General features: G+C 68.7%; 17 protein-coding genes. 7 read left to right on the top strand and 10 right to left on the bottom strand.

Features of this window, described 5'->3' with window-relative positions:
• Nucleotides 1–50: 50 nt before the first annotated feature.
• The 3 genes from MTF69_RS13700 to arc form a co-directional block, all read right to left on the bottom strand.
• Nucleotides 51–263, bottom strand: coding sequence for a ubiquitin-like protein Pup (locus MTF69_RS13700; protein ID WP_133898495.1), 213 nt, complete (start codon nucleotides 261–263; stop codon nucleotides 51–53).
• A 193-nt stretch (nucleotides 264–456) separates the two neighbouring features.
• Nucleotides 457–1,968 carry a depupylase/deamidase Dop gene (dop, locus tag MTF69_RS13695; protein WP_243334022.1) on the bottom strand — a complete coding sequence of 504 codons (1,512 nt, stop codon included), beginning with the start codon at nucleotides 1,966–1,968 and terminating at the stop codon, nucleotides 457–459.
• Nucleotides 1,969–2,219: 251 nt separating this feature from the next.
• Nucleotides 2,220–3,986 (bottom strand): proteasome ATPase, encoded by a 1,767-nt coding sequence (gene arc / locus MTF69_RS13690; protein WP_243334020.1) that lies wholly within the window; start codon nucleotides 3,984–3,986, stop codon nucleotides 2,220–2,222.
• A gap of 264 nt (nucleotides 3,987–4,250) precedes the next feature.
• Here arc and MTF69_RS13685 point away from each other — a divergent pair, with 264 nt between their 5' ends.
• A complete protein-coding gene (locus MTF69_RS13685; RefSeq protein ID WP_243334018.1) occupies nucleotides 4,251–4,583 on the top strand; it encodes a ferredoxin in 333 nt (110 codons plus the stop codon).
• A 4-nt stretch (nucleotides 4,584–4,587) separates the two neighbouring features.
• Here MTF69_RS13685 and MTF69_RS13680 read toward each other — a convergent pair whose 3' ends face one another.
• The 3 genes from MTF69_RS13680 to MTF69_RS13670 form a co-directional block, all read right to left on the bottom strand.
• The gene (locus MTF69_RS13680) at nucleotides 4,588–5,205 is read right to left on the bottom strand and encodes a hypothetical protein (protein ID WP_243334016.1); all 618 of its coding nucleotides are present in this window, start codon (nucleotides 5,203–5,205) and stop codon (nucleotides 4,588–4,590) included.
• Nucleotides 5,206–5,445: 240 nt separating this feature from the next.
• Nucleotides 5,446–6,396 carry a tRNA (adenine-N1)-methyltransferase gene (locus tag MTF69_RS13675; protein WP_243334014.1) on the bottom strand — a complete coding sequence of 317 codons (951 nt, stop codon included), beginning with the start codon at nucleotides 6,394–6,396 and terminating at the stop codon, nucleotides 5,446–5,448.
• Between the two features lie 18 nt (nucleotides 6,397–6,414).
• Nucleotides 6,415–7,548, bottom strand: coding sequence for a site-2 protease family protein (locus MTF69_RS13670; protein ID WP_279345768.1), 1,134 nt, complete (start codon nucleotides 7,546–7,548; stop codon nucleotides 6,415–6,417).
• A 240-nt stretch (nucleotides 7,549–7,788) separates the two neighbouring features.
• Between MTF69_RS13670 and MTF69_RS13665 the strand changes: the two genes are divergently transcribed.
• Complete coding sequence (locus MTF69_RS13665) at nucleotides 7,789–8,706, top strand: RecB family exonuclease (RefSeq protein WP_243334011.1); 918 nt, start codon at nucleotides 7,789–7,791, stop codon at nucleotides 8,704–8,706.
• 93 nt (nucleotides 8,707–8,799) lie between these two features.
• Entirely contained in the window at nucleotides 8,800–9,474 is a 675-nt protein-coding gene (locus tag MTF69_RS13660) for a response regulator transcription factor (protein ID WP_243334010.1), read from the top strand.
• A 137-nt stretch (nucleotides 9,475–9,611) separates the two neighbouring features.
• On the opposite strand, the gene MTF69_RS13655 is transcribed toward MTF69_RS13660, so the two are convergent.
• The 4 genes from MTF69_RS13655 to metH form a co-directional block, all read right to left on the bottom strand.
• The gene (locus tag MTF69_RS13655; protein ID WP_243334009.1) at nucleotides 9,612–11,192 is read right to left on the bottom strand and encodes an ABC transporter substrate-binding protein; all 1,581 of its coding nucleotides are present in this window, start codon (nucleotides 11,190–11,192) and stop codon (nucleotides 9,612–9,614) included.
• A 134-nt stretch (nucleotides 11,193–11,326) separates the two neighbouring features.
• Nucleotides 11,327–12,931: an ABC transporter substrate-binding protein gene (locus MTF69_RS13650; RefSeq protein WP_243334008.1), complete on the bottom strand. Its 1,605-nt coding sequence runs from the start codon at nucleotides 12,929–12,931 to the stop codon at nucleotides 11,327–11,329.
• Nucleotides 12,932–13,411: 480 nt separating this feature from the next.
• Nucleotides 13,412–14,113 carry an HAD family phosphatase gene (locus tag MTF69_RS13645; RefSeq protein ID WP_243334006.1) on the bottom strand — a complete coding sequence of 234 codons (702 nt, stop codon included), beginning with the start codon at nucleotides 14,111–14,113 and terminating at the stop codon, nucleotides 13,412–13,414.
• Between the two features lie 164 nt (nucleotides 14,114–14,277).
• Nucleotides 14,278–17,796 (bottom strand): methionine synthase, encoded by a 3,519-nt coding sequence (metH, locus tag MTF69_RS13640; protein WP_243334004.1) that lies wholly within the window; start codon nucleotides 17,794–17,796, stop codon nucleotides 14,278–14,280.
• A 262-nt stretch (nucleotides 17,797–18,058) separates the two neighbouring features.
• Between metH and MTF69_RS13635 the strand changes: the two genes are divergently transcribed.
• From MTF69_RS13635 to MTF69_RS13620, 4 genes are all read left to right on the top strand, one after another.
• Nucleotides 18,059–18,826: an IclR family transcriptional regulator gene (locus tag MTF69_RS13635; RefSeq protein WP_243334002.1), complete on the top strand. Its 768-nt coding sequence runs from the start codon at nucleotides 18,059–18,061 to the stop codon at nucleotides 18,824–18,826.
• A 329-nt stretch (nucleotides 18,827–19,155) separates the two neighbouring features.
• Nucleotides 19,156–19,938, top strand: a complete 783-nt coding sequence (locus MTF69_RS13630) for an MIP/aquaporin family protein (protein ID WP_243334001.1) — start codon at nucleotides 19,156–19,158, stop codon at nucleotides 19,936–19,938.
• 78 nt (nucleotides 19,939–20,016) lie between these two features.
• Complete coding sequence (glpK, locus tag MTF69_RS13625; RefSeq protein ID WP_243333999.1) at nucleotides 20,017–21,558, top strand: glycerol kinase GlpK; 1,542 nt, start codon at nucleotides 20,017–20,019, stop codon at nucleotides 21,556–21,558.
• 45 nt (nucleotides 21,559–21,603) lie between these two features.
• Complete coding sequence (locus MTF69_RS13620) at nucleotides 21,604–23,211, top strand: glycerol-3-phosphate dehydrogenase/oxidase (RefSeq protein ID WP_243333997.1); 1,608 nt, start codon at nucleotides 21,604–21,606, stop codon at nucleotides 23,209–23,211.
• The last annotated feature ends 13 nt before the right edge of the window (nucleotides 23,212–23,224 follow it).

Genomic DNA, 23,224 nt, shown 5'->3' with positions numbered 1-23,224 from the left:
CACGCAACCCCCCACACCTTCGATTCGAAGGTCTATTTAACCCAGGACCTTCACTGACCGCCCTTTTGCACGAAGGACCGCACAAAATCCTCGGCGTTCTCCTCCAAGACGTCGTCGATTTCGTCAAGTACGGAGTCGACGTCGTCGGAGAGCTTTTCCTGTCGCTCCTTGAGGTCGGTCGATTCTTCGACCGCTGCCTCCTCGACCTCCTCGGTCGAGCGCTGCGCCTTCTGCTGTCCGCCGCCGGTGTCCTTGGTCGCCATGTCTAGCTCACCCCGCTCGGTTCGCACGCTCACGTCGAAAGACCCCGCGAATTCGGGATCCCTCAAGATCAGACTCTACGTCGGACCCTACAAGGAGGGCCCGACATCCGTCCCGGTACTTTCATAACGTCCGGATGTCTTCATGATTCCCGGGCCGGGGGCCTTTCAGCCCCCGCCCGGGGACCGGAAAGGCTTACCGCCCCGAGAGCACCCGCACCAGGTCCTCCGCCGTGCGGCAGCGGTCCAGGAGCTCCTTCACGTGGGCACGGGTGCCCCGCAGGGGTTCCAGGGTCGGGACCCGCTGGAGGGAGTCGTGGCCCGGCAGGTCGAAGATCACCGAGTCCCACGAGGCCGCCGCCACGTCGTCCGCGTACTGCTCCAGGCACCGCCCCCGGAAGTACGCCCGGGTGTCCTCCGGCGGCTTGCTCTGCGCCCGTTCCACCGCCGGCTCTTCCAGCAGCCGCTTCATCTTGCCGCGGGCCACCAGGCGGTTGTACAGCCCCTTCTCGGGCCGTACGTCCGCGTACTGCAGGTCCACCAGGTGGAGCCGGGCCGCGTCCCAGCCGAGGCCGTCCCGGCGCCGGTAGCCCTCCAGGATCTCCCGCTTCGCGATCCAGTCGAGCTCTCCCGACAGGCTCATCGGGTCGGTCTCCAGCCGGCCCAGTACGTCCTCCCAGCGGAGCAGGATGTCCTTGGTCTGCTCGTCCGCGTCGGAGCCGAAACGCTCCTCCACGTACTTCCTGGCCAGCTCGTAGTACTCCATCTGGAGTTGGATGGCGGTCAGTGTCCGACCGCTGCGCAGCGTGATCAGGTGGCGCAGGTCGGGGTCGTGGGAGACCTGGTGGAGGGTGCGTACGGGCTGGTCCACGGCGAGGTCGACGTTGATGTAGCCGTCTTCGATCATGGACAGGACGAGTGCGGTGGTGCCGAGCTTGAGGTAGGTGGAGATCTCGGAGAGGTTGGCGTCGCCGATGATCACGTGGAGGCGACGGTACTTTTCCGCGTCCGAGTGCGGCTCGTCCCTCGTGTTGATGATGGGGCGCTTGAGGGTGGTCTCCAGGCCGACCTCGACTTCGAAGTAGTCGGCGCGCTGGCTGATCTGGAAGCCGTGTTCGCGGCCGTCCTGGCCGATGCCGACGCGGCCGGCGCCGGTGAAGACGAGGCGGGAGACGAAGAAGGGGGTGAGGTGGCGCACGATGTCCGAGAAGGGGGTTTCCCGCTTCATCAGGTAGTTCTCGTGCGTGCCGTAGGAGGCGCCCTTGTTGTCGGTGTTGTTCTTGTAGAGGTGGATGGGCTGGGCCCCGGGGAGCTGGGCGGCCCTGACAGCCGCTTCGGCCATGATCCGCTCGCCGGCCTTGTCCCAGAGGACGGCGTCGAGGGGGTTGGTGATCTCCGGGGAGCTGTATTCGGGGTGTGCGTGGTCCACGTAGAGGCGTGCGCCGTTGGTGAGGATGACGTTGGCGAGGCCGATGTCCTCGTCGGTGAGCTGGCTGTTGTCGGCGGCCTCGCGGGCGAGGTCGAAGCCGCGGGCGTCCCGCAGCGGGTTCTCTTCCTCGAAGTCCCAGCGGGCGCGTCGCGCCCGGTGCATCGCCGCCGCGTAGGCGTTGACGATCTGGGACGACGTGAGCATGGCATTGGCGTTCGGGTGCCCCGGGACGGAGATCCCGTACTCCGTCTCGATCCCCATTACTCGCCGTACGGTCATGCGGCCCTCCTTGCCCGGCGGCGCTCCCGTGCGGGAGCGGCGCTCAAGTACCGCTGGTGCTCCGGTGCGTCGTGTGCGGTGCCCGTCCCCGCACTGCGCGACCTGCGGTATGGAAGAGCCTAGAACCACTCCGCGCTGGTGGGGAGATCATTTCAGTCATTGACTTTGCCCTGTCACCGGCTGAAAAGAGCGTTTGGTAAAGCAGTCGGCTGCGGGTGCCCTTGCCGGGCACCCGCAGCCGGCCCGGTTTGTCAGAGGTACTGACCGGTGTTGGCCACCGTGTCGATGGAGCGTCCGGTGTCCGCGCCTTGCTTTCCGGTGACGAGGGTTCGGATGAATACGATCCGCTCGCCCTTCTTTCCGGAGATTCGGGCCCAGTCGTCGGGGTTGGTGGTGTTGGGCAGGTCTTCGTTCTCCTTGAACTCGTCCACGCAAGCCTGGAGGAGATGGGCGACGCGAAGGCCCTTCTGGTTGTGCTCGAGGAAGGCCTTGATGGCCATCTTCTTCGCACGGTCCACGATGTTCTGGATCATCGCGCCGGAGTTGAAGTCCTTGAAGTAGAGGACTTCCTTGTCGCCGTTGGCGTACGTGACCTCGAGGAAGCGGTTTTCCTCGGTTTCGGCGTACATCTGCTCGACGACGGTCTGGATCATGCTGTGGACGGTTTCGGCGGTGGAGCCCTGGTGCTCGCCGAGGTCGTCGGTGTGCAGGGGCAGGGTGGCCTTGAGGTACTTCGCGAAGATGTCCTTGGCGGCTTCGGCGCCGGGGCGCTCGATCTTGATCTTCACGTCGAGCCGGCCGGGGCGCAGGATGGCCGGGTCGATCATGTCCTCGCGGTTGGAGGCGCCGATGACGATGACGTTCTCCAGGCCTTCCACGCCGTCGATCTCGGCGAGCAGCTGGGGGACGATGGTGTTCTCCACGTCCGAGCTGACTCCGGATCCGCGGGTGCGGAAGAGGGATTCCATCTCGTCGAAGAAGACGATGACGGGGGTGCCCTCGCTCGCCTTCTCCCTCGCACGCTGGAAGACGAGGCGGATGTGCCGCTCGGTCTCGCCGACGTACTTGTTGAGGAGTTCGGGGCCCTTGATGTTCAGGAAGTAGGACTTCCCGGTGGGCTGGCCGGTGACCTCGGCGACCTTCTTGGCAAGGGAGTTGGCCACTGCCTTGGCGATGAGCGTCTTGCCACAGCCGGGAGGGCCGTAGAGCAGGATGCCCTTCGGGGGCCGCAGTTCGTGTTCCTTGAAGAGGTCGGGGTAGAGGTAGGGGAGCTCGACGGCGTCGCGGATCAGTTCGATCTGGTCGCCCAGGCCGCCGATCTTGTCGTAGTCGATGTCCGGGACCTCTTCGAGGACGAGGTCTTCGACTTCGCTCTTGGGGACGATCTCGTAGACGTAGCCGGAGCGGGGTTCGAGCAGCAGGGAGTCGCCGGGGCGGATGGTGACGTCCAGGAGCGGCTCGGCGAGCCTCACCACCCTTTCCTCGTCGGTGTGCCCGACCACCAGGGCGCGCTCGCCGTCCTCGAGGATTTCCTTGAGGGTGACGATGTCCCCGGCCCGCTCGTACGCCATGGCCTCGACCACGTTGAGGGCCTCGTTGAGCATGACCTCCTGGCCGCGCCGGAGGTCTTCCGGTTCGACGCTGGGGCTCACGTTCACGCGGAGCTTTCGGCCGCCGGTGAAGATGTCGACGGTTCCGTCTTCGTTGGACTGCAGGAAGACTCCGAAGCCGGCCGGCGGCTGTGCGAGCCGGTCGACTTCTTCCTTGAGGGCCACGATCTGGTCGCGGGCCTCGCGCAGGGTGTTCGCCAGCCGCTCGTTCTGTGCGGAGACGCCTGCCAGGTTTGTCTGGAGCTCGACGATCCGCTCTTCGAGAATCCTCGTGTGTCGCGGAGAGTCGGCGAGCTTACGTCGCAGGACGGCGATTTCCTGCTCGAGATAGGCAACCTGGCCGGCGGGGTCCTCAGACCCTCGCCCGGGCCGGATGCCGCGGTTGATGTCGTCGTCGTGGGCTGCCACGGTCCTCACCTCCTCCAAGGGGAGCTGGACGCTTTCTGACCCTACCTGGGCTGGTGGTGATTGAAACCCCTAGATCACAAAGACGGTAGGGGTGTGTCCGATCTTCACCCTTGCGTACTCCCTCCCGTCAAGGAAATACCCACCCATCAACATCGGAAAGCAGCCGGTTGTAAGGTCGAACTGTTCAACACCCGTCAGAGCTCGTGCGACTTGCCGCGAGTTGTGACCGGGATGGATCACTCAGAGCAGGGAACGGCAGGAGATATGACCGTGCAGCAGGAGGCAGTGGCCGGGCAGGCCGCGGGCACCGCGGGCGTGGCCGGAGAGCCGCTCGAGGTCTGGATCGACCAGGACCTCTGCACGGGCGACGGCATCTGTGTGCAGTACGCACCGGAGGTGTTCGAGCTGGACATCGATGGTCTGGCGTACGTGAAGAGCCCTGCGGACGAGTTGCTCGTGGAGGCGGGGGCGACCACTCCGGTTCCGCTGGTGCTGCTTCAGGACGTGGTGGATTCCGCGAAGGAATGTCCCGGGGATTGCATCCACGTAAGGCGGGTTTCGGACAGGGTGGAAGTCTTCGGTCCCGACGCGGAGTGACGGTTCAAACTCCTGTGGGGGTCGGATCCGTAAGCTCCTGGCGGAATTTTCCGCCGGTCCAGCGCCACTTGGCGAGCTGCTCTGTGTCGGGGCTGTAGCGGGGCACTTCGGGCGAGGAGTACCCGAGGAGCGTCGCGGTGACGAGCCCGTCGCGGACGGTGAGATCGGTCGCGGTCTGTTTGCGGCCGGCTTCGAGGAGTGTGGCGACGACGCGGGGTTTCGCGGGGTCCCGGGTGAGGACGTAGATCGCGTGCGGCGGGGTGCCCGAGCCGGCGTCGCAGCGGACGGCCGCGACGGTTTCGGGGCGGCCGTCGCCGTCGAGGTCGCCTTCGGCGGTGGCCGTGACGGCCTGTGGGGCGCCTTTGCAGTCCAGGGGGTAGGTGAGCGCGTGCGCGTCGGGGGCGGCCGTCTCGGGGCCGCCGGCGGGGCTCGTGGACTCCGTGGGGCCCGCCGGTCGTACGGGGTCCGCGGAGGCTCCGGTGGCGCGGTCGGGCTGCAGGAGTCCGGCGCCGGCTATGACGGCGGCCAGGGCCGAGGCGGTGGCGAGCCAGTGGACGGGCCGGGTCCGGTGGTGCGCCGGGGTGGGGGTGCTCGGCGCCGGCTCGGCGGGGCTGTGCGGCACGCGGGGTGTCTCCTGTGCGAAGGGTGACGGGGAGCCAGCATCGTGCCACACCTCACATCGGGGTGGAACGGGTGGGTCCGGACCGGCGGGGGCGCTCGCGCGGGGCCGGCCCGTAGGGCAACGAAAAGACGCTGTGCCGCAGTTCCCGGATGTTCCGGGGGAACTGCGGCACAGCGTCTTCGTGTTGGTGGTGCGGGTCGCCCCGCCGGGTGGCGGGACGGTCCTCAGGTCCTCAGCTGCTCAGGCGCCGTCGCCGGTGTCGGCGGCGGCGGCCGTGGCGGCGGTCTCTGCGGTCTTGGCCGCGGACTGGCTGCCGGGGCCGTCGTAGTCCTCGCCGTAGGCGCCCTTGGAGGGGCGGCGGCGGCGCATGGGCGGCTCGACTCCGTCCGCGAGGCGGCGGGCGGTGACGAGGAAGCCGGTGTGGCCGATCATGCGGTGGTCCGGGCGGACGGCCAGGCCCTCGACGTGCCAGTTGCGGATCATCGATTCCCAGGGCTGCGGTTCGGCGTAGCAGCCGAACTCGCGGATGGATTCGACGGTCCGGGAGAGCTGGGTGGTGGTGGCCACGTAGCAGCAGAGGATGCCGCCGGGGACCAGCGCCTTGGAGACGGCCTCCAGGCACTCCCAGGGGGCGAGCATGTCGAGGATCACGCGGTCGACGTCCGTGTCGGACAGGTTGTCCTGGAGGTCGCCCACGGTCAGCTGCCACGCGGGGTGCGGGCCGCCGAAGTAGCGCTCGACGTTGGCCGTGGCGATCTCGGCGAAGTCCGGGCGGCGCTCGTAGCTGTGGAGCATGCCCTGGTCGCCGATGGCGCGGAGCAGGAAGCTGCTCAGGGAGCCGGAGCCGACGCCTGCTTCGACGACGCGGGCGCCGGGGAAGATGTCGGCGAAGGCCAGGATCTGGCCTGCGTCCTTGGGGTAGACCACGGCGGCACCGCGGGGCATGGACAGGACATAGTCGGGGAGCAGGGGTCGCAGCGCGAGGTAGGCGACGTTGCCCGTGGTACGGACAACGCTTCCCTCGGGGGAGCCGATCAGCTCGTCGTGCGGGAAGGAACCCTTGTGGGTGTGGAAATTCTTCCCTGCTTCGAGCGTGAACGTGTAGTGGCGGCCCTTGGGGTCGGTGAGCTGTACCTGGTCCCCGACCTCGAAGGGCCCGCGTCGGCGGGCGGCACCGGTCGGTTCGGACATGTGACCAGTGTATTGGCTTCAGGACTGGGGCCGCGCCATGGCCTTCACGAAGGCCTTTTCCACGTCGAGGGTGGAGAGGACGCCGTAGATGGTGCCGTCGGCCTGGAGGACGAGGTATTCGCTGGCGGGGGTGGCGCGGAGGTGGTCGAGGAGTTCTTCGCCGCCGAGGTCCGCTGAAACCTTCATGCCGTCGGTGAGGTCTTGGGCGAGGGTGCCGGCCGAGACCCAGGGGCGGCGGTGTTCGGGGACGGAGGCGATGGCGCTCTCGCGGACGATGCCGGTGGGGTCTCCGAGCCCGTCGACGATGACGAGGGCGCGGGCGCCGGCGTCGTTGGCGCGGCGGAGGGCTTCGGAGAGGGGGGTGGCGTTCTCGACGGGGATGGCACGGCGGGTGAGTTTGCGGGCGTGGAGTTCCGGGAGGTGTTCGCGCAGGCGGGCGACGCGGAGGCTGTTGCCGGCGCCGGTCCAGATGATGGCGGCGAGGATGGCGGCGAGGAGGGCGTCCATGACGGTGTCCATGCCGCCGATGTCGTCGGTGGGGTTGCCGAGGGTCCCGGTGTAGTTCAGGAGGGGCAGGCCGAGGAGGACGGCGACGGCGAGGGCGCGGCCGGCCCAGGCGGCGGCGATGGTGCCGGTCATGGGTTTGCCGGTGATGCCCCAGATGACGGCGCGGAGCATGCGGCCGCCGTCGAGGGGGAGGCCGGGGAGGAGGTTGAAGGCGGCGACGAGGAGGTTGGAGATCATGAGGCCGGCGAGGAGGACGCCGGGGACGCTGGCGGGTTCGACGGTTTTCATGCCGAGGTAGAAGGCGCCGGCGAGGAGGAGGGAGAGGAGGGGGCCGACGAAGGCGAGGACGAATTCGCGGCCGGGGGTTTCGGATTCCTTCTCGATCTCGGAGACGCCGCCGAAGAACTGGAGCTGGATGCGGCGTACGGGGAGTTTGAAGCGGAGGGCGGCGATGGTGTGGGCGAGTTCGTGGACGAGGACCGAGGCGTAGAAGGCGACGGCGAAGAAGAGGGCCACGAGGTAGCGCAGGGTGCCGAGGTCGGGCAGGATCCGGTCGAGCTGGTCGCCGAAGACCCAGGTGATGAGGGCGGCGACGAGGAACCAGCTGGGCGAGACGTAGACGGGCACGCCGAAGGGGCGGCCCATGAGGAGTCCGCCGCCCGGTCCTGAGCGCCGGCCAGCGCGCTCGCCGGTTTCGTCGGTGTCTGCCACGGTTGTCCTTCGTTCGCTGCTGTCCGGTGCGGTGGTGCGCCGGTGTTCCGGTGGTTTTTCCCGTGGTGTCGGGGTGCGCCGTTGCGCGGTGTGATGCTCCGATCATGCAGTGCGAGGGGGGTCGGCGTCGATGGTATGCGCGTGCTGTCGGTGGCGGGTCGTAGGGTTTTGTCTATGACGACGAGCCCCGGCAGCGGTCCGGACGATGCAGTGACCAGTCCCGTGACCAGTTCCGTGCCCGGTTCGGTGCCGGCGCAGGCGGTGGCCGTGGCGCCTTCCTCGCTGTCGCCTTCGCGGGCGAGCGATTTCATGCGGTGTCCGTTGTTGTACCGGTTCCGGGTGATCGACAAGCTGCCGGAGAAGCCGAGTGCGGCGGCGACGCGGGGGACGTTGGTGCACGCGGTGCTGGAGCGGCTTTTCGATCATCCGGCGCCGGAGCGGACGGCGCCGCGGGCGAAGGCGTTGATTCCGGGGCAGTGGGACCGGCTGGTGGAGTCGAAGCCGGAGTTGCTGGAGCTGTTCCCGGAGGGTGACGAGGGGGCGGGGCTGACGCGCTGGCTGGGCGAGGCCGAGGCGTTGGTGGACCGGTGGTTCACGTTGGAGGACCCGACGCGGCTGGAGCCGGTGGAGCGGGAGTTCTTCGTGGAGACGGAGCTGGAGTCGGGGCTTCGGCTGCGCGGGATCATCGACCGGGTGGACGTGGCGCCGACGGGTGAGGTGCGGATCGTCGATTACAAGACGGGGAAGGCGCCGCGGCCGGAGTATGCCGAGGGTGCGCTGTTCCAGATGAAGTTCTACGCGCTGGTGGTGTGGCGGCTGAAGCGGGTGGTGCCGCGGCGGCTGCAGCTGGTGTATCTGGGCAGTGGGGACGTGGTGACGTACGACCCGGTGATCGAGGATCTGGAGCGGATGGAGCGCAAGCTGCTGGCGCTGTGGGAGGCGATCCGGGAGGCGACGGAGACGGGTGACTGGCGGCCGCGGCAGTCGAAGCTGTGCGGCTGGTGTGATCATCAGGCGGTGTGTCCGGAGTTCGGTGGTACTCCCCCGGTGTATCCGCTGGCGCTGCCGTCGGCCGGCCGCGGCGAATCCTGATCTTGGGGTCAGGGCAGAATGGGCCGGGTTTCCCGTTGCTGTCCGAATGAATCCGATGCCCCCCGATGGCCCGATGAATACGAGGTGGACCCCGTGGCGATCCGCGTACTGCTGGTCGACGATCAGCCGCTGCTGCGTACCGGTTTCCGGATGATCCTGGAGGCCGAACAGGATGTGGCGGTGGTGGGTGAGGCCGGGGACGGTCTGCAGGCGTTGGACCAGGTGCGGGCGTTGCAGCCCGATGTGGTGCTGATGGACATCCGGATGCCGCGGATGGACGGGGTGGAGGCGACGCGGCAGATCACGGGTCCGGGGCGGGACGGTCCGGCGAAGGTGCTGGTGCTGACGACGTTCGACCTGGACGAGTACGTGGTGGAGGCGCTGCGGGCGGGGGCCAGTGGGTTCTTGCTGAAGGATGCGCCGGCGGCGGAGCTGGTGCAGGCGATCCGGGTGGTGGCGGGTGGCGAGGCGATGCTGGCGCCGAGCATCACGCGGCGGCTGCTGGACAAGTACGCGGGGCATCTGCCGTCGGGTGAGGACAGCGTTCCGGACATGATCGCTTCGTTGACGGAGCGGGAGGTCGAGGTGCTGAAGCTGGTGGCCCGGGGGTTGTCGAACGCGGAGATCGCGGCGGATCTGTTCGTGAGCGAGACGACGGTGAAGACGCATGTGGGTCATGTGCTGACGAAGCTGGGTCTGCGGGACCGGGTGCAGGCGGCGGTGTACGCGTACGAGAGCGGTCTGGTGCGTCCGGGGGCCGGTCAGTAGGCGGCTCGGGCCGCCGCCCTCGCTGAGGTCGCAGGTACGAGTACGGGTACGAGTACGGGCACACGGGTACGGGCCCGCTTCCGCTGGGTGCGGAGGCGGGCCCGTTGCCGTCGCGGGTCTGCCCTGAACGGGGCGGCTCAGCCCTTGCTGATCTCCCAGAAGCGGAAGACGGTGGAGGCGTCCAGGGACCACTGCAGGCCGGTCACGTTGGGGCGGGTGACGGCGTACTGCTTGCCCTGCCAGAGCGGGAGGAGCGGAATCTCCTCGGCGACGATGTCCTGGAGGCGGGCGTAGTCGTTGCTGGCGGTGCCGCGGTCGGACTTGGCGGAGGTCGACGGGATGATCGTCCCGGTGATCTCCTTGTTCTCGTAGTTGTTGTGCAGGACGTTGTCGGGGCCGAAGAAGGGCTGCGTGAAGTTGTCGGCGTCGGGGTAGTCGGGGACCCATCCCTTGACGTAGACGCCGTACTTGCCTGCCTGGATGTCCTTCTCGTACTGCTCGAACTCGACGGACTTGACGTCGGCGTCGAAGAGCCCGCTGTCGTTGAGCTGCTTGGCGATGAGGCGGAATTCCTCGTCGGTCGAGGGGCCGTAGCGGGAGGGCGTCGAGTACAGGGTGAGCTTCACCTTGTCCTTGATGCCGGCTGCGCGGAGGGCGGCCTTGGCCTTGTCGGGCTGGGGGGTGCCGCCGTAGCGGTCGAAGAAGGGGGTGGTGTGGGAGGCGATCCCGGCCGGGACGATGGAGTAGAGCGGGGTGGCGGTGCCGTCGTAGACCTCTTTGACGAGGGCTTCCCGGTCGACGAGGTAGGCGATGGCCTTGCGGACGGGGAGCTTTCCGGCGATGGGGTCGCTCGTGTTGAAGACGAGGTGTTCGACTTCGGCGCCGGCGCCCTGGACGACCTCGACCTTCTGGTCTCCGGTCTGGGAGGCGAGGCCGGCGATGTCCTTGGCGGCGAGGCCGCGGAAGGCGAAGTCGACGTCTCCGCTTTCGAGGACCTTCTTGAGGGCGGCCTGGTCCTCGTTGAAGAACTTCATGGTGACGCCGCTGTTCTTCGGCTTGGCCTTGCCGCGGTAGCTGTCGTTGACGGAGAAGGCGGCGCTCTTGTCGTTGATCGAGTCCAGCTTGTAGACGCCGGAGCCGAAGGCCTTGCCGTCGGTGCGGAGTTTGTCCGCGGGGTACTCGGTGTGGTCGACGATGGAGCCGGCGCCGGATGCGATCTTGCTGGGGAAGGTCGCGTCGGGGGTCTTGAGGCGGAAGACCACGGTCTTGTCGTCGGGGGTGTCGATGCTGCCGATCGACGCGAGCATGACGGCGGGGCCGTTCTCGTCGTTGATCTTGAGCGTGCGCTCGAAGGAGTACTTGACGTCCTTGGAGGTGAGGCTGTTGCCGTTGCTGAACTTCAGGCCGCCGCGCAGGGTGCACACGTAGGTCTTGCTCTCGCTGCCCTCGAACGCGCAGGCCTGTGCGGCGTCGGGTTCGGGGGTGGTGCCGCCCTTGGGGAAGCTGAGCAGGGACTGGAAGACGTTGTTGAAGAGCAGCCAGGAGCCGGGGTCGTAGCCCGAGGCGGGGTCGGTGGCCTTCACCTTGTCGGATATGCCCATGACGACGCCCTTGCCGCTGCCGGCGCTGGAGCCGTCCGTCGCACCGCAACCGCTCAGCAGTGCGGCGGCGGTGGCCGCTCCGAGCGGGGCGGCCAACCACTGGTTGCGTGTCTTCACGTGAACGTCCTTCTCAGTCTCACTGGGCTCGTCTGGTTCTGTCTGGCTCGTGTTGCGGCCCGTGGTGGGGTCACGGGCGGGGTGAGGCCGGGGCCTGGTGCAGGGGCCTGGTGCAGGGGCCTGGTGCCGGGGCGTCAGCCGCTGACGCCGCGGCCGAGTTCCCACAGCTGGAGGTCGGAGATGGCGTTGACCGACCACTCCACTCCGGTGATCCCGTCGCGTGCGGCGACGTACTGCTTGCCCTGCCACAGGGGCAGGACGGGTACGTCCTCGGCGACGATGTCCTGCATCTCCGCGATCGCGGGACCGGCGACGCCGCGGTCGACGGCGCGGCGCGATTCGGGGATGAGCTTGGTGCGCACCGTGGTGTTGGCGTACGGCGTGCCCAGGAAGTTGTCCTGCTCCAGGAAGGGGGCGAGGAAGTTGTCGGCGTCGGGGTAGTCGGGGAACCAGCCGAGCCCGTAGGCGGCGTAGTCGCCCTTCTTCTGTGCGGGCCTGAAGTCGGCCCAGTCGGTGCCCTGGACGGTGATGTCGAAGAGCTGGGTGGAGTTCAGCTGGGTCTTGAGGGCTTCGAACTCGGCCGCGGTGCCGTCGCCGTAGTGGTCGTTGGTGTAGTTGAGGGTCAGCTTGACCGGGGTTTTGATCCCGGCGGTCTTCAGCAGGTCGGCGGCCTTGGCGGTGTTGGCTTCGCCGTACTTGTTGAAGAAGGAGTTGACGTGGCCGCTCAGGGTGGTGGGGACCAGGGAGTACAGGGGCTGCGCGGACTTGCCGTAGACCTTGGCGATGAGGGCGTTGCGGTCGACGGCGGCGGCGAGGGCCTGGCGTACGGCCTTGTCCTTGACTCCGGGGGCCTCGGTGTTGAAGCCGAGGTAGCGGATCTCCAGGCCGGGCATGGGGACGAGCTTGATGCCCTTGGGGGGATTGGCGGAGAGTTCGGTGATCTGGGCGGGCGACAGGGTGCGGGAGACCATGTGGACGGTGCCGCGTTCCAGGGCTTTGCCCATGGTGTCGGAGTCGTCGAAGGCGCGCAGTTCGGCCTTGTCGTTCTGGAGTTTCAGATCACCGCGGTAGTTGGGGTTCTTGCTGAAGACGGCGCGGACGAGGCGGTTGCCCTTGACTTCGGCCTTCATGGTGTAGGGGCCGGAGCCGTCGATGTCGAAGCCCGCGCGGAGCTTCTTGGCGTCGTACTTCTTGGAGCTGATGATGCCGGCGGCGGGGGTGGAGAGTTTGTACGGGAAGGTGGCGTCGGCGGTCTTCAGGTGGAAGACGACGGTGTCGGCGCCCTTGGTTTCGACGGTGTCGATGGTGGAGAGCAGCGAGGAGGGGCCGTTCTCGTCCTTGATGGCGAGGACGCGTTCGATGGAGAACTTGACGTCCTGCGCGGTGAGGGGGCTGCCGTCGGCGAAGGTGAGGCCGGGGCGCAGGATGCAGCGGTAGCTCTCGTTGCCGGTGTCGGTGAAGCGGCAGTCGGTGGCTGCTTCGGGGACGGGCCGGCCGCCGCCGCGCGGGGTGTGCATCAGGGTCTGGACGGTCTGGCGGAGGATGTTCCAGGTGCCGGCGTCGTAGGCGTAGGCGGGGTCGAGCGGGGCGGGGGCGTATTCGGCTGCCTCGAACCGGTCGGTGGTTCCGACGACGATCGCTCCGGATCCCGCTCCTGCGCCGCTGGTGCTGCCGCAGGCGGTCAGCGCGGGGGTGAGCAGTCCGGCGGCTGCCGTCAGCGCCATGGTCTTGCGGTTCATGCTGGAAGTACTCCCTCGACCCGGCACTTGTTCAAAGCTGGCGTGGAGGGCATCGCGACGGTCGCCCGTTCTGGGCGGAACGATCGGGCCGGTGGTGTGACGATCGGTCCACGCGGTTCCGGAACAGGGGTGTGTGTCCGGGACGGCTGAGGTGCGGCGCAGTGCCCGGATCGACATTAGTGGCCTGTGGAGGGGTGGCTTGAACGGTGTGGAGCGGGGGTGTTGTCGCTCCGTTGCGGGAGTTGACCGGGGGGTGTGCGCGGGGTGGGGCGCAGAGTCGGTCAGGTGCTGATCAATGGGGACACAAGGGGTGGTGCGGGAGGGCGCGCAGTGGTGCGAAGGGGGCTTTGCGGGTGACAAAGGTCACCCGGGACAACTCCCCCGGTAGGGATGGAATTTCGGCCCTCGGGGAAGTGCGCGGGAGATCCGCCCGCGGGACCTTGGTCCTGGGGCGGATCGTCCGGTACGGAGCGTGCGCGGTCAGTTCAGCGGAGTGATGAGGGAGCGCAGGAAGGGCAGGTCGACGTCTTCGAGGGAGCCGACGATGGTGCGGCCCGGGGCGGGTGCGATCAGGCCTACGGAGGGGATGGCGACGACCCTGCATCCGGCGGCTTCGGCGGCGGCGACGCCGGTGGCGGTGTCCTCGATGACGGCGCAGCGGGAGGGGTGGGCGCCGAGGGTGTGGGCGGCGAGGAGGTAGGGGTCGGGGTGGGGCTTGGTGCGCGTGACCTCGTCGCCGGCGACGGTCATGGTGAAGCGGTCGCGGCCGAGGGTGAGCAGGACCTGGTCGATGACGCGCCGGTGGGAGGCGGAGACCAGGGCGGTGGGGACGTTGTGCCGGGCCAGTTCGCTCAGGAGGCGTTCGGCGCCGGGCATGAGGGGGACGCGGTCGGCGATGCGGGCTTCGAAGCGCTCGTTGAGGAGGACGGTGAGCTCGGCGAGGCCGATGTCGGCGCCGGTGGATTCGATGAGGAAGCCGGCGCTGCGGGTCATGGGGCCGCCGACGACGATGTCCCGCCAGGATTCGTCGAGGCGGTGGCCGAGTTCGCCGAAGACGCCGACTTCGATCTCCCACCAGAAGCCTTCGGTGTCGACGAGGGTGCCGTCCATGTCGAGCAGCACCGCCTGCAGGGCGTGTCCGTCGGCCGTACGGGCGACGGGGGCGGGGACTGTGCTCGTCATGCGCGCACCTTTCCGGGGGTCCGTTGGGGACGAGAAGGCCGGTCACCTCACCTCCGGGGGCGTGCCCGGGGGAACAGGTGACCGGCCTGTATGGGACCGACTAGTGTACGCCGGTCCGTGGCGGCGTGCGTTGAATTACGTGTCAGCGTGCGTTGAAGTACGTCTCAGCGTGCGTTGAAGTACTTGGCTTCGGGGTGGTGGATGACGATGGCGTCGGTGGACTGCTCGGGGTGGAGCTGGAACTCCTCGGAGAGGTGGACGCCGATGCGCTCCGGCTGGAGGAGGTCGGCGATCTTGGCGCGGTCCTCGAGGTCGGGGCAGGCGCCGTAGCCGAGGGAGAAGCGGGCGCCGCGGTACTTCAGGTCGAACATGTCCTCGACCTTGGCGGGGTCCTCGCCGCCGAAGCCGAGCTCGGCGCGGACGCGGGCGTGCCAGTACTCGGCCATGGCCTCGGCGAGCTGGACGGAGAGGCCGTGGAGCTCGAGGTAGTCGCGGTAGGAGTCGGACTCGAACAGCTTGGCGGTGGCTTCGCCGATCCTGGAGCCGACGGTGACGACCTGGAGGCCGACGACGTCGGTTTCGCCGGATTCTTCGGGGCGGAAGAAGTCGGCGAGGCACAGGCGGCGGCCGCGGCGCTGGCGGGGGAAGGTGAAGCGGGTCCGCTCGTTGCCGGAGTCGTCGAGGATGATCAGGTCCTCGCCCTTGGAGACGCAGGGGAAGTAGCCGTAGACGACGGCGGCTTCGAGGAGGTTCTCGGTGTGCAGCTTGTCGAGGAGGCCGCGCAGGCGGGGGCGGCCTTCGCTCTCGACGAGTTCCTCGTAGGTGGCTCCGCCGGCGCGGGCCTGCTTGAGGCCCCACTGGCCCTTGAAGAGGGCGCCTTCGTCGAGCCAGGAGGCGTAGTCCTTGAGCGGGATGCCCTTGACGACGCGGGTGCCCCAGAACGGCGGGGTGGGCACGGGGTTGTCGGTGGAGGTGTCGGAGCGGCCGCCGGGCTCTTCGGTCTCCTCGATGAGGGGGCCCGCTGATGTTCCCGTGCGCTTGGCGACGCGGCGCTGCTTGAGTTCGGGGAGGGAGGCGCCGGGGACTCCGCGCTTGACGGCGATGAGGGCGTCCATGAGGCGCAGGCCCTCGAAGGCGTCGCGGGCGTAGCGGACCTCGCCCTCGTAGATCTCGTGGAGGTCCTGTTCGACGTAGGCGCGGGTGAGGGCGGCGCCGCCGAGGATGACCGGGTAGTCGGCTGCCAGCTTGCGCTGGTTCAGCTCCTCCAGGTTCTCCTTCATGATGACGGTCGACTTCACCAGCAGGCCTGACATGCCGATGACGTCGGCCTTGTGTTCCTGGGCGGCTTCGAGGATCGCGGAGACCGGCTGCTTGATGCCGATGTTGACGACGTTGTAGCCGTTGTTGGTGAGGATGATGTCGACGAGGTTCTTGCCGATGTCGTGGACGTCGCCGCGGACGGTGGCCAGGACGATGGTGCCCTTGCCTTCGTCGTCGCTCTTCTCCATGTGCGGTTCCAGGTGGGCCACCGCGGTCTTCATGACCTCGGCGGACTGGAGCACGAAGGGGAGCTGCATCTGGCCGGAGCCGAAGAGTTCGCCGACGACCTTCATGCCCTCCAGGAGGGTGTCGTTGACGATGTCGAGGGCCGGGCGGGTCTGGAGGGCTTCGTCGAGGTCGGCGTCCAGGCCGTTCTTCTCGCCGTCGATGATGCGGCGCTGGAGGCGCTCGTCCAGGGGCAGGGCGAGGAGTTCCTCGGCGCGGCCGGCCTTCATCGACTTGGTGTTGACTCCCTCGAAGAGGGCCATCAGCTTCTGCAGCGGGTCGTAGCCCTCGGCGCGCCGGTCGTAGATCAGGTCGAGGGCGGTGGTGACCTGCTCGTCGTCGAACCGTGCGATCGGCAGGATCTTGGACGCGTGGACGATCGCGGAGTCCAGGCCGGCCTTGACGCACTCGTCGAGGAAGACGGAGTTCAGCAGGACGCGGGCGGCGGGGTTGAGGCCGAAGGAGATGTTCGAGAGGCCGAGCGTCGTCTGGACGTCGGGGTGGCGGCGCTTGAGCTCGCGGATCGACTCGATCGTGGCGATGCCGTCCTTGCGGGACTCTTCCTGGCCGGTGCAGATGGTGAAGGTCAGGGTGTCGATGAGGATGTCCGACTCGAGGATGCCCCAGTTCCCGGTGAGGTCGTCGATGAGGCGCTCGGCGATGGCGACCTTGTGTTCGACGGTGCGGGCCTGGCCCTCTTCGTCGATGGTCAGGGCGATGAGCGCGGCGCCGTGCTCCTGGGCGAGGCGGGTGACCTTCGCGAAGCGGGACTCGGGGCCGTCGCCGTCTTCGTAGTTCACCGAGTTGATGACGGCGCGGCCGCCGAGCTTCTCCAGGCCGGCCCGCAGGACGGGGACCTCGGTGGAGTCCAGGACGATGGGCAGGGTGGAGGCGGTCGCGAAGCGTCCGGCGAGCTCCTGCATGTCGGCGACGCCGTCGCGGCCGACGTAGTCCACGCACAGGTCGAGCATGTGCGCGCCTTCGCGGATCTGGTCGCGGACCATCTCCACGCAGTCGTCCCAGCGGGCTTCGAGCATGGCCTCGCGGAACTTCTTCGAGCCGTTCGCGTTGGTGCGCTCGCCGATCGCCATGTACGAGATGTCCTGGCGGAAGGGGACGGTCTGGTAGAGCGAGGACGCGCCGGGTTCGGGGCGCGGGTCGCGGGCGGCCGGGTTCAGCCCGCGGACCCGCTCCACGACCTGGCGCAGGTGTTCGGGGGTGGTGCCGCAGCAGCCGCCGACCAGGGAGAGGCCGTACTCGCGGACGAAGGTCTCCTGGGCGTCGGCGAGCTCGCTCGCGGACAGCGGGTAGTGGGCGCCGTTCTTGCCGAGGACCGGCAGGCCCGCGTTGGGCATGCAGGAGAGGGGGATGCGGGAGTTGCGCGCGAGGTAGCGCAGGTGCTCGCTCATCTCGGCGGGGCCGGTGGCGCAGTTCAGGCCGATCATGTCGATGCCCAGGGGCTCCAGCGCGGTCAGCGCGGCGCCGATCTCCGAGCCCAGCAGCATCGTGCCGGTGGTTTCGACGGTCACGGAGCAGATCAGCGGGACGCTCACGCCGAGGGCCTCCATGGCGCGGCGGGCGCCGACGATGGAGGACTTGGTCTGCAGCAGGTCCTGGGTGGTCTCCACGAGGAGCGCGTCGGCGCCGCCGGTGATCAGGCCCTCGGCGTTGATCTGGTAGGCGTCGCGGATGGTTCCGTAGTCGATGTGGCCCAGGGTGGGCAGCTTGGTGCCGGGGCCCATCGAGCCGAGGACCCAGCGCTGCTGCCCGGTGGAGGCGGTGAACTCGTCGGCGATCTCGCGGGCGATCCGGGCGCCGGCGACGGACAGCTCGTGGTTGCGGTCGGCGATGTCGTACTCGGCGAGGGCGGCGTAGTTCGTGCCGAAGGTGTTGGTCTCGACGCAGTCGACGCCGGCTTCGAAGTACTCGCGGTGCACGTTGGCCACGATGTCGGGGCGGGTGACGTTGAGGACCTCGTTGCAGCCTTCGAGCTGTTCGAAGTCGTCCAGGGTGGGGTCCTGGGCCTGGAGCATGGTTCCCATGGCTCCGTCGGCGACGACCACGCGGGTCGCCAGTGCCTGGCGGAGGGCGTCGGCCCGGGTCTGGGTGTCTGCGGGCGGGTTCGGCAACGAGGCCATGGTTGAGCTCCCTGGGATGCGACGGCTGTCGGCTTTGCACCCCCTCTGTGTCAAGGGTGCACGCGGCCAGGGTAACGGTGCACAACCGGCCCCGGTGAGGGCGTCCCACGTGGCGGACTGCATTCTGTGCCCGGGGGATGGCGGCTTTCGGCCGGGGGTGTCCTGGACGACTCGCCCGCGGAGCTCCCCCTCGTCATGCACGAAGTCGGCATCGACCGATACTGTTCAGCATTGTCGAACTACGTCAGCAGGAGGCTGCGCGATGGCACGGAACATCCAGTCGCTCGAACGAGCCGCTGCGATGCTGCGGCTCCTGGCGGGCGGCGAGCGCCGGCTGGGGCTCTCGGACGTGGCTTCCTCGCTGGGCCTGGCCAAGGGCACGGCGCACGGGATCCTGCGCACGCTGCAGGCCGAGGGTTTCGTGGAGCAGGACCCGGCGTCGGGCCGCTACCAGCTCGGCGCGGAGCTGCTGCGCCTGGGCAACAGCTATCTGGACGTCCACGAGCTGCGGGCGCGCGCCCTGGTGTGGACGGACGATCTGGCCCGCGCGAGCGGGGAGAGCGTGTACGTGGGGGTGCTGCACAAGAGCGGGGTGCTGATCATGCACCACGTGTTCCGGCCCGACGACAGCCGTCAGGTGCTGGAGGTGGGCGCCATGCAGCCGCTGCACTCCACGGCCCTGGGCAAGGTGCTGTCCGCGTACGACCCGGTGGCGCACACGCAGGTCCTGGAGGTGGAGCGGGAGGCGTTCACCCCCCGTACGGTCACCGACGGCGCCGCCTTCGAGGAGGTACTGGCTCTGATCCGGGCCCGGGGCTGGGCGGACGACGTCGAGGAGACCTGGGACGGGATCGCCTCGATCGCGGCGCCCATCCACGACCGGCGCAGGATGCCGGTCGGCGCGGTGGCCGTCGCGGGCGCCGTGGAGCGGGTGTGCGGGGAGTCCGGGGAGCCGCGGGCGTCCCTGGTGGCATCCGTACGGGACTGCGCGCGGGCGGTTTCGCGCGATCTCGGTGCGGGCCGGTTCTGACCTTGGCCTGACGCCCATCCCTCTGCCTGACCACCCAAGCGCCACGCCAAAGTGGCATTTGGGTGGTTTTTGGCGTTTGATGATCAGTTATTGGCGCGATTTGTTCGATCACACCGACCGGTAACAATCCGGCTCATTGGCCTGGTCAACCCTTGACGCCCGCTTCACCTGGGCGGAAAACTGCCGTTCATCGGTCGGCATTGCCGAACACCTACCGGCAATACGCGTTAGGGTGTGGCAAGGCCAAGGACCGGTGCAGCACTCACCGAGTGCGTGGACCGCCGGAGGGACCCGGCGGCCACCACCCCTGAACGACAAAGGAGTCGCGGGTGTCCAGCTCCGACATCTTCATCGGCGAGACCATCGGTACCGCCCTGCTCACCCTCCTCGGCGGTGGCGTGTGCGCCGCCCTGACGCTCAAGAGCTCCAAGGCTCGGGGCGCGGGCTGGCTCGCGATCACCTTCGGCTGGGGCTTCGCCGTCCTGATCGCCGCCTACGTCTCCGCGCCGCTGTCCGGCGCGCACCTCAACCCGGCGGTCACCGTCGGCATCGCGATCAAGGACGGCGCCTGGGGCGACGTGCCGGTCTACTTCGCCGGCCAGCTGCTCGGCGCCATGATCGGCTCGGTCCTGATGTGGCTCGCCTACTACGGCCAGTTCCAGGCGCACCTTGCCGACCCGGAGCACATCCGCGACGCCAAGCTCGGCCCCGAGGACCCGCACCCGCACGACGTGGCCGGTCCGGTGCTCGGCATCTTCTCCACGGGCCCCGAGATCCGCAACGTCGTCCAGAACCTGACGACCGAGATCATCGGCACCGCCGTCCTGGTCCTGGCCATCCTCACCCAGGGCCTGCAGGACGACGGCAAGGGCCTCGGCGTCATCGGCGTCCTGATCACCTCGTTCGTGGTGGTCGGCATCGGCCTCTCGCTCGGCGGCCCGACCGGCTACGCCATCAACCCGGTCCGCGACCTCGGCCCGCGCATCGTCCACTCCCTGCTGCCGCTGCCCAACAAGGGCGGCTCGGACTGGAGCTACTCCTGGATCCCGGTCCTCGGCCCCCTCGCGGGCGCCGCGCTCGCCGGCGGTCTGTACACCATCGCGTTCGCCTGATCAGCAATCGGCACCACGGCACCTTCCGCACCGCCATTCTGATTCCGCCTACTTCGACACCTGCCAGGAGCAGCCACCATGACCAGCAGCACCGGCCCCTTCATCGCCGCGATCGACCAGGGCACCACCTCCTCCCGCTGCATCGTCTTCGACCGTGACGGGCGCATCGTCGCCGTCGACCAGAAGGAGCACGAGCAGATCTTCCCGAAGCCGGGCTGGGTGGAGCACGACGCCGCCGAGATCTGGACCAACGTCCAGGAGGTCGTCGCCGGGGCCATGGCCAAGGCCGCCCAAGGCCTTCCGGGCTTCACCTCCGCCGACGTCAAGGCCGTCGGCATCACCAACCAGCGCGAGACCACCCTGCTGTGGGACCGCCACACCGGCGAGCCGGTCCACAACGCGCTGGTCTGGCAGGACACCCGCACCGACGCCCTGTGCAAGGAGCTCGGCCGCAACGTCGGCCAGGACCGCTTCCGCCGCGAGACCGGCCTGCCGTTGGCGAGCTACTTCGCCGGACCCAAGGTGCGCTGGCTGCTCGACAACGTCGAGGGCCTGCGCGAGCGCGCCGCGGCCGGGGACATCCTCTTCGGGACCATGGACTCCTGGGTCATCTGGAACCTCACCGGCGGCGCCCAGGGAGGTGTGCACGTCACCGACGTCACCAACGCCTCGCGCACCATGCTGATGAACCTGCACACCCTGGCCTGGGACGAGAAGATCGCCGAGTCCATGGACGTGCCGCTGAACGTCCTCCCGGAGATCAAGTCCTCCGCCGAGGTCTACGGTCACGTCAAGGAGGGCGTCCTCGCGGGCGTCCCGGTCGCCTCGGCGCTCGGCGACCAGCAGGCCGCGCTGTTCGGCCAGACCTGTTTCGCCGAGGGCGAGGCGAAGTCCACGTACGGCACCGGCACGTTCATGCTGATGAACACCGGCGACAAGATCATCAACTCCTACAGCGGCCTGCTGACCACCGTCGGCTACCAGATCGGCGACCAGAAGCCGGTCTACGCGCTGGAGGGCTCCATCGCCGTCACCGGCTCGCTCGTCCAGTGGATGCGCGACCAGATGGGCATGATCAAGACGGCGGCCGAGATCGAGACCCTGGCCTCCTCCGTCGAGGACAACGGCGGCGCCTACTTCGTGCCCGCCTTCTCCGGCCTGTTCGCCCCGTACTGGCGCTCCGACGCCCGCGGTGTGATCGCCGGCCTCACCCGGTACGTCACCAAGGCGCACATCGCCCGTGCCGTCCTGGAGGCCACCGCCTGGCAGACGCGCGAGATCACCGACGCCATGACCAAGGACTCGGGCGTCGAGCTCGCGGCCCTCAAGGTCGACGGCGGCATGACCTCCAACAACCTGCTGATGCAGACGCTCTCCGACTTCGTGGACGCCCCCGTCGTGCGCCCGATGGTCGCCGAGACCACCTGCCTCGGCGCCGCCTACGCCGCCGGCCTGGCCGTCGGCTTCTGGCCCGACACCGACGCCCTGCGCGCCAACTGGCGCCGTGCGGCGGAGTGGACCCCGCGGATGCCCGCCGAGCAGCGGGAGCGCGAGTACAAGAGCTGGCTCAAGGCCGTGGAGCGCTCCATGGGCTGGGTCGACGACGAAGACGCCAGCTGACCGCACGGCCGGCGCAATTCGACGAGCAAGTAGGAGTCAACGGATATGAGCACCCTGCAGAGCGTTCCCACCCTGGGTACGCACCCGACCGCCGGCTCGAACGCGAGCCGCGCCGAGACCCGTGAGCAGCTGGCGAAGGCCACGTACGACCTGCTGGTCATCGGCGGTGGCATCCTGGGCACCTCGGTGGCCTGGCACGCCGCGCAGTCGGGTCTGCGGGTCGCCATGGTGGACGCCGGCGACTTCGCCGGCGCCACCTCCTCGGCCTCCTCCAAGCTCGTCCACGGCGGCCTGCGCTACCTGCAGACCGGTTCGGTCAAGCTGGTCGCCGAGAACCACCACGAGCGCCGGGTGCTGGCCAAGGACGTGGCCCCGCACCTGGTCAACCCGCTCACCTTCTACCTCCCCGTGTACAAGGGCGGTCCGGTGGGCGCGGCGAAGCTGGGCGCGGGCGTGTTCGCGTACTCGGCGCTCTCCGCCTTCGGCGACGGCATGGGCAAGATCATTTCCCCGGCCCGTGCCGCCGCCGACAACCCGGGTCTGAAGACGGACGGCCTCAAGGCCGTCGCCGTCTACTACGACCACCAGATGAACGACTCGCGCGTCGCCGTCATGACGGTCCGCGCGGCCGTCGAGTCGGGCGCGGTCGTCCTGAACCACGCCGAGGTCACCGGGCTGCGCATGACGCGCGGCCGGGTCTCGGGCGCCGAGCTCAAGGACCGCCTGGACGGAACCGAGTTCGGTGTGGACGCCCGCGTGGTGCTCAACGCCACCGGCCCGTGGGTGGACCACCTGCGGCGCATGGAGGACAAGCACTCCATGCCGTCGATCCGCCTCTCCAAGGGCGCGCACATCGTGATGAAGCGCAAGTCGCCGTGGAAGGCCGCCATGGCCACCCCGATCGACAAGTACCGCATCACCTTCGCCCTGCCCTGGGAGGACCAGCTCCTGCTGGGCACCACCGACGAGGTGTACGAGGGCGACCCGGCGGACGTGCGGGCCACCGAGGGCGACATCCAGCAGATCCTGGACGAGGCGGCCTTCTCGGTGAAGGACGCCGATCTGGACCGCTCGCTGATGACGTACGCCTTCGCGGGCCTGCGCGTGCTGCCCGGCGGCCCGGGCGGGGTGGAGAAGGCCAAGCGCGAGACGGTCGTCTCCGAGGGCGCGGGCGGCATGCTGTCGGTGGCCGGCGGCAAGTGGACCACGTACCGGCACATCGGCCGCGTGGTCATGGACAAGCTGGCCAAGCTTCCGGGCAGCCCGCTGACCGAGGACATGGAGCCGGTGAAGTCACTCGTGCGCCGGATCGCGCTGCCCGGTGTCGCGAACCCGAACGCGGTGGCGCACCGGCTGCTCGTGGACCGCGAGCCGGGCTCCCGGATGGACCCGCTGACCGCGCGGCACCTGGCCTCGCACTACGGCTCGCTGGCCTTCGACATCGCGCGGCTCGCGAACGAGGACCCGGCGCTGGCCGAGCGGATCCACCCGGACGGTCCGGAGATCTGGGCGCAGGTCGCCTACGCCCGCGACAACGAGTGGGCCGAGACGGCCGACGACGTGCTGCGGCGCCGTACGACGGTGACGGTCCGCGGTCTGGACAGCGCCGAAGTGCGCGGCCGGGTCGAGGAGATGCTGGCGCGCAAGGCATAAGCGGTGGCGTGAA

The organism is Streptomyces sp. AP-93 (assembly GCF_022808175.1).
Lineage (GTDB): Bacteria > Actinomycetota > Actinomycetes > Streptomycetales > Streptomycetaceae > Streptomyces.
Note: the sequence above shows the minus strand (reverse complement) of the source record. Positions and strands in the feature narration are given on the sequence as shown.

What these genes read in the sequence shown, in the direction of transcription:
- MTF69_RS13675 (WP_243334014.1), bottom strand. Translation starts at nt 6,396, where the DNA reads ATGTCCGAACCGACCGGTGCCGCCCGCCGACGCGGGCCCTTCGAGGTC.
- MTF69_RS13700 (WP_133898495.1), bottom strand. Translation starts at nt 263, where the DNA reads ATGGCGACCAAGGACACCGGCGGCGGACAGCAGAAGGCGCAGCGCTCG.
- MTF69_RS13665 (WP_243334011.1), top strand. Translation starts at nt 7,789, where the DNA reads ATGACGACGAGCCCCGGCAGCGGTCCGGACGATGCAGTGACCAGTCCC.
- dop (WP_243334022.1), bottom strand. Translation starts at nt 1,968, where the DNA reads ATGACCGTACGGCGAGTAATGGGGATCGAGACGGAGTACGGGATCTCC.
- metH (WP_243334004.1), bottom strand. Translation starts at nt 17,796, where the DNA reads ATGGCCTCGTTGCCGAACCCGCCCGCAGACACCCAGACCCGGGCCGAC.
- MTF69_RS13670 (WP_279345768.1), bottom strand. Translation starts at nt 7,548, where the DNA reads ATGGGCCGCCCCTTCGGCGTGCCCGTCTACGTCTCGCCCAGCTGGTTC.
- MTF69_RS13645 (WP_243334006.1), bottom strand. Translation starts at nt 14,113, where the DNA reads ATGACGAGCACAGTCCCCGCCCCCGTCGCCCGTACGGCCGACGGACAC.
- MTF69_RS13620 (WP_243333997.1), top strand. Translation starts at nt 21,604, where the DNA reads ATGAGCACCCTGCAGAGCGTTCCCACCCTGGGTACGCACCCGACCGCC.
- glpK (WP_243333999.1), top strand. Translation starts at nt 20,017, where the DNA reads ATGACCAGCAGCACCGGCCCCTTCATCGCCGCGATCGACCAGGGCACC.
- MTF69_RS13685 (WP_243334018.1), top strand. Translation starts at nt 4,251, where the DNA reads ATGACCGTGCAGCAGGAGGCAGTGGCCGGGCAGGCCGCGGGCACCGCG.
- MTF69_RS13635 (WP_243334002.1), top strand. Translation starts at nt 18,059, where the DNA reads ATGGCACGGAACATCCAGTCGCTCGAACGAGCCGCTGCGATGCTGCGG.
- MTF69_RS13650 (WP_243334008.1), bottom strand. Translation starts at nt 12,931, where the DNA reads ATGAACCGCAAGACCATGGCGCTGACGGCAGCCGCCGGACTGCTCACC.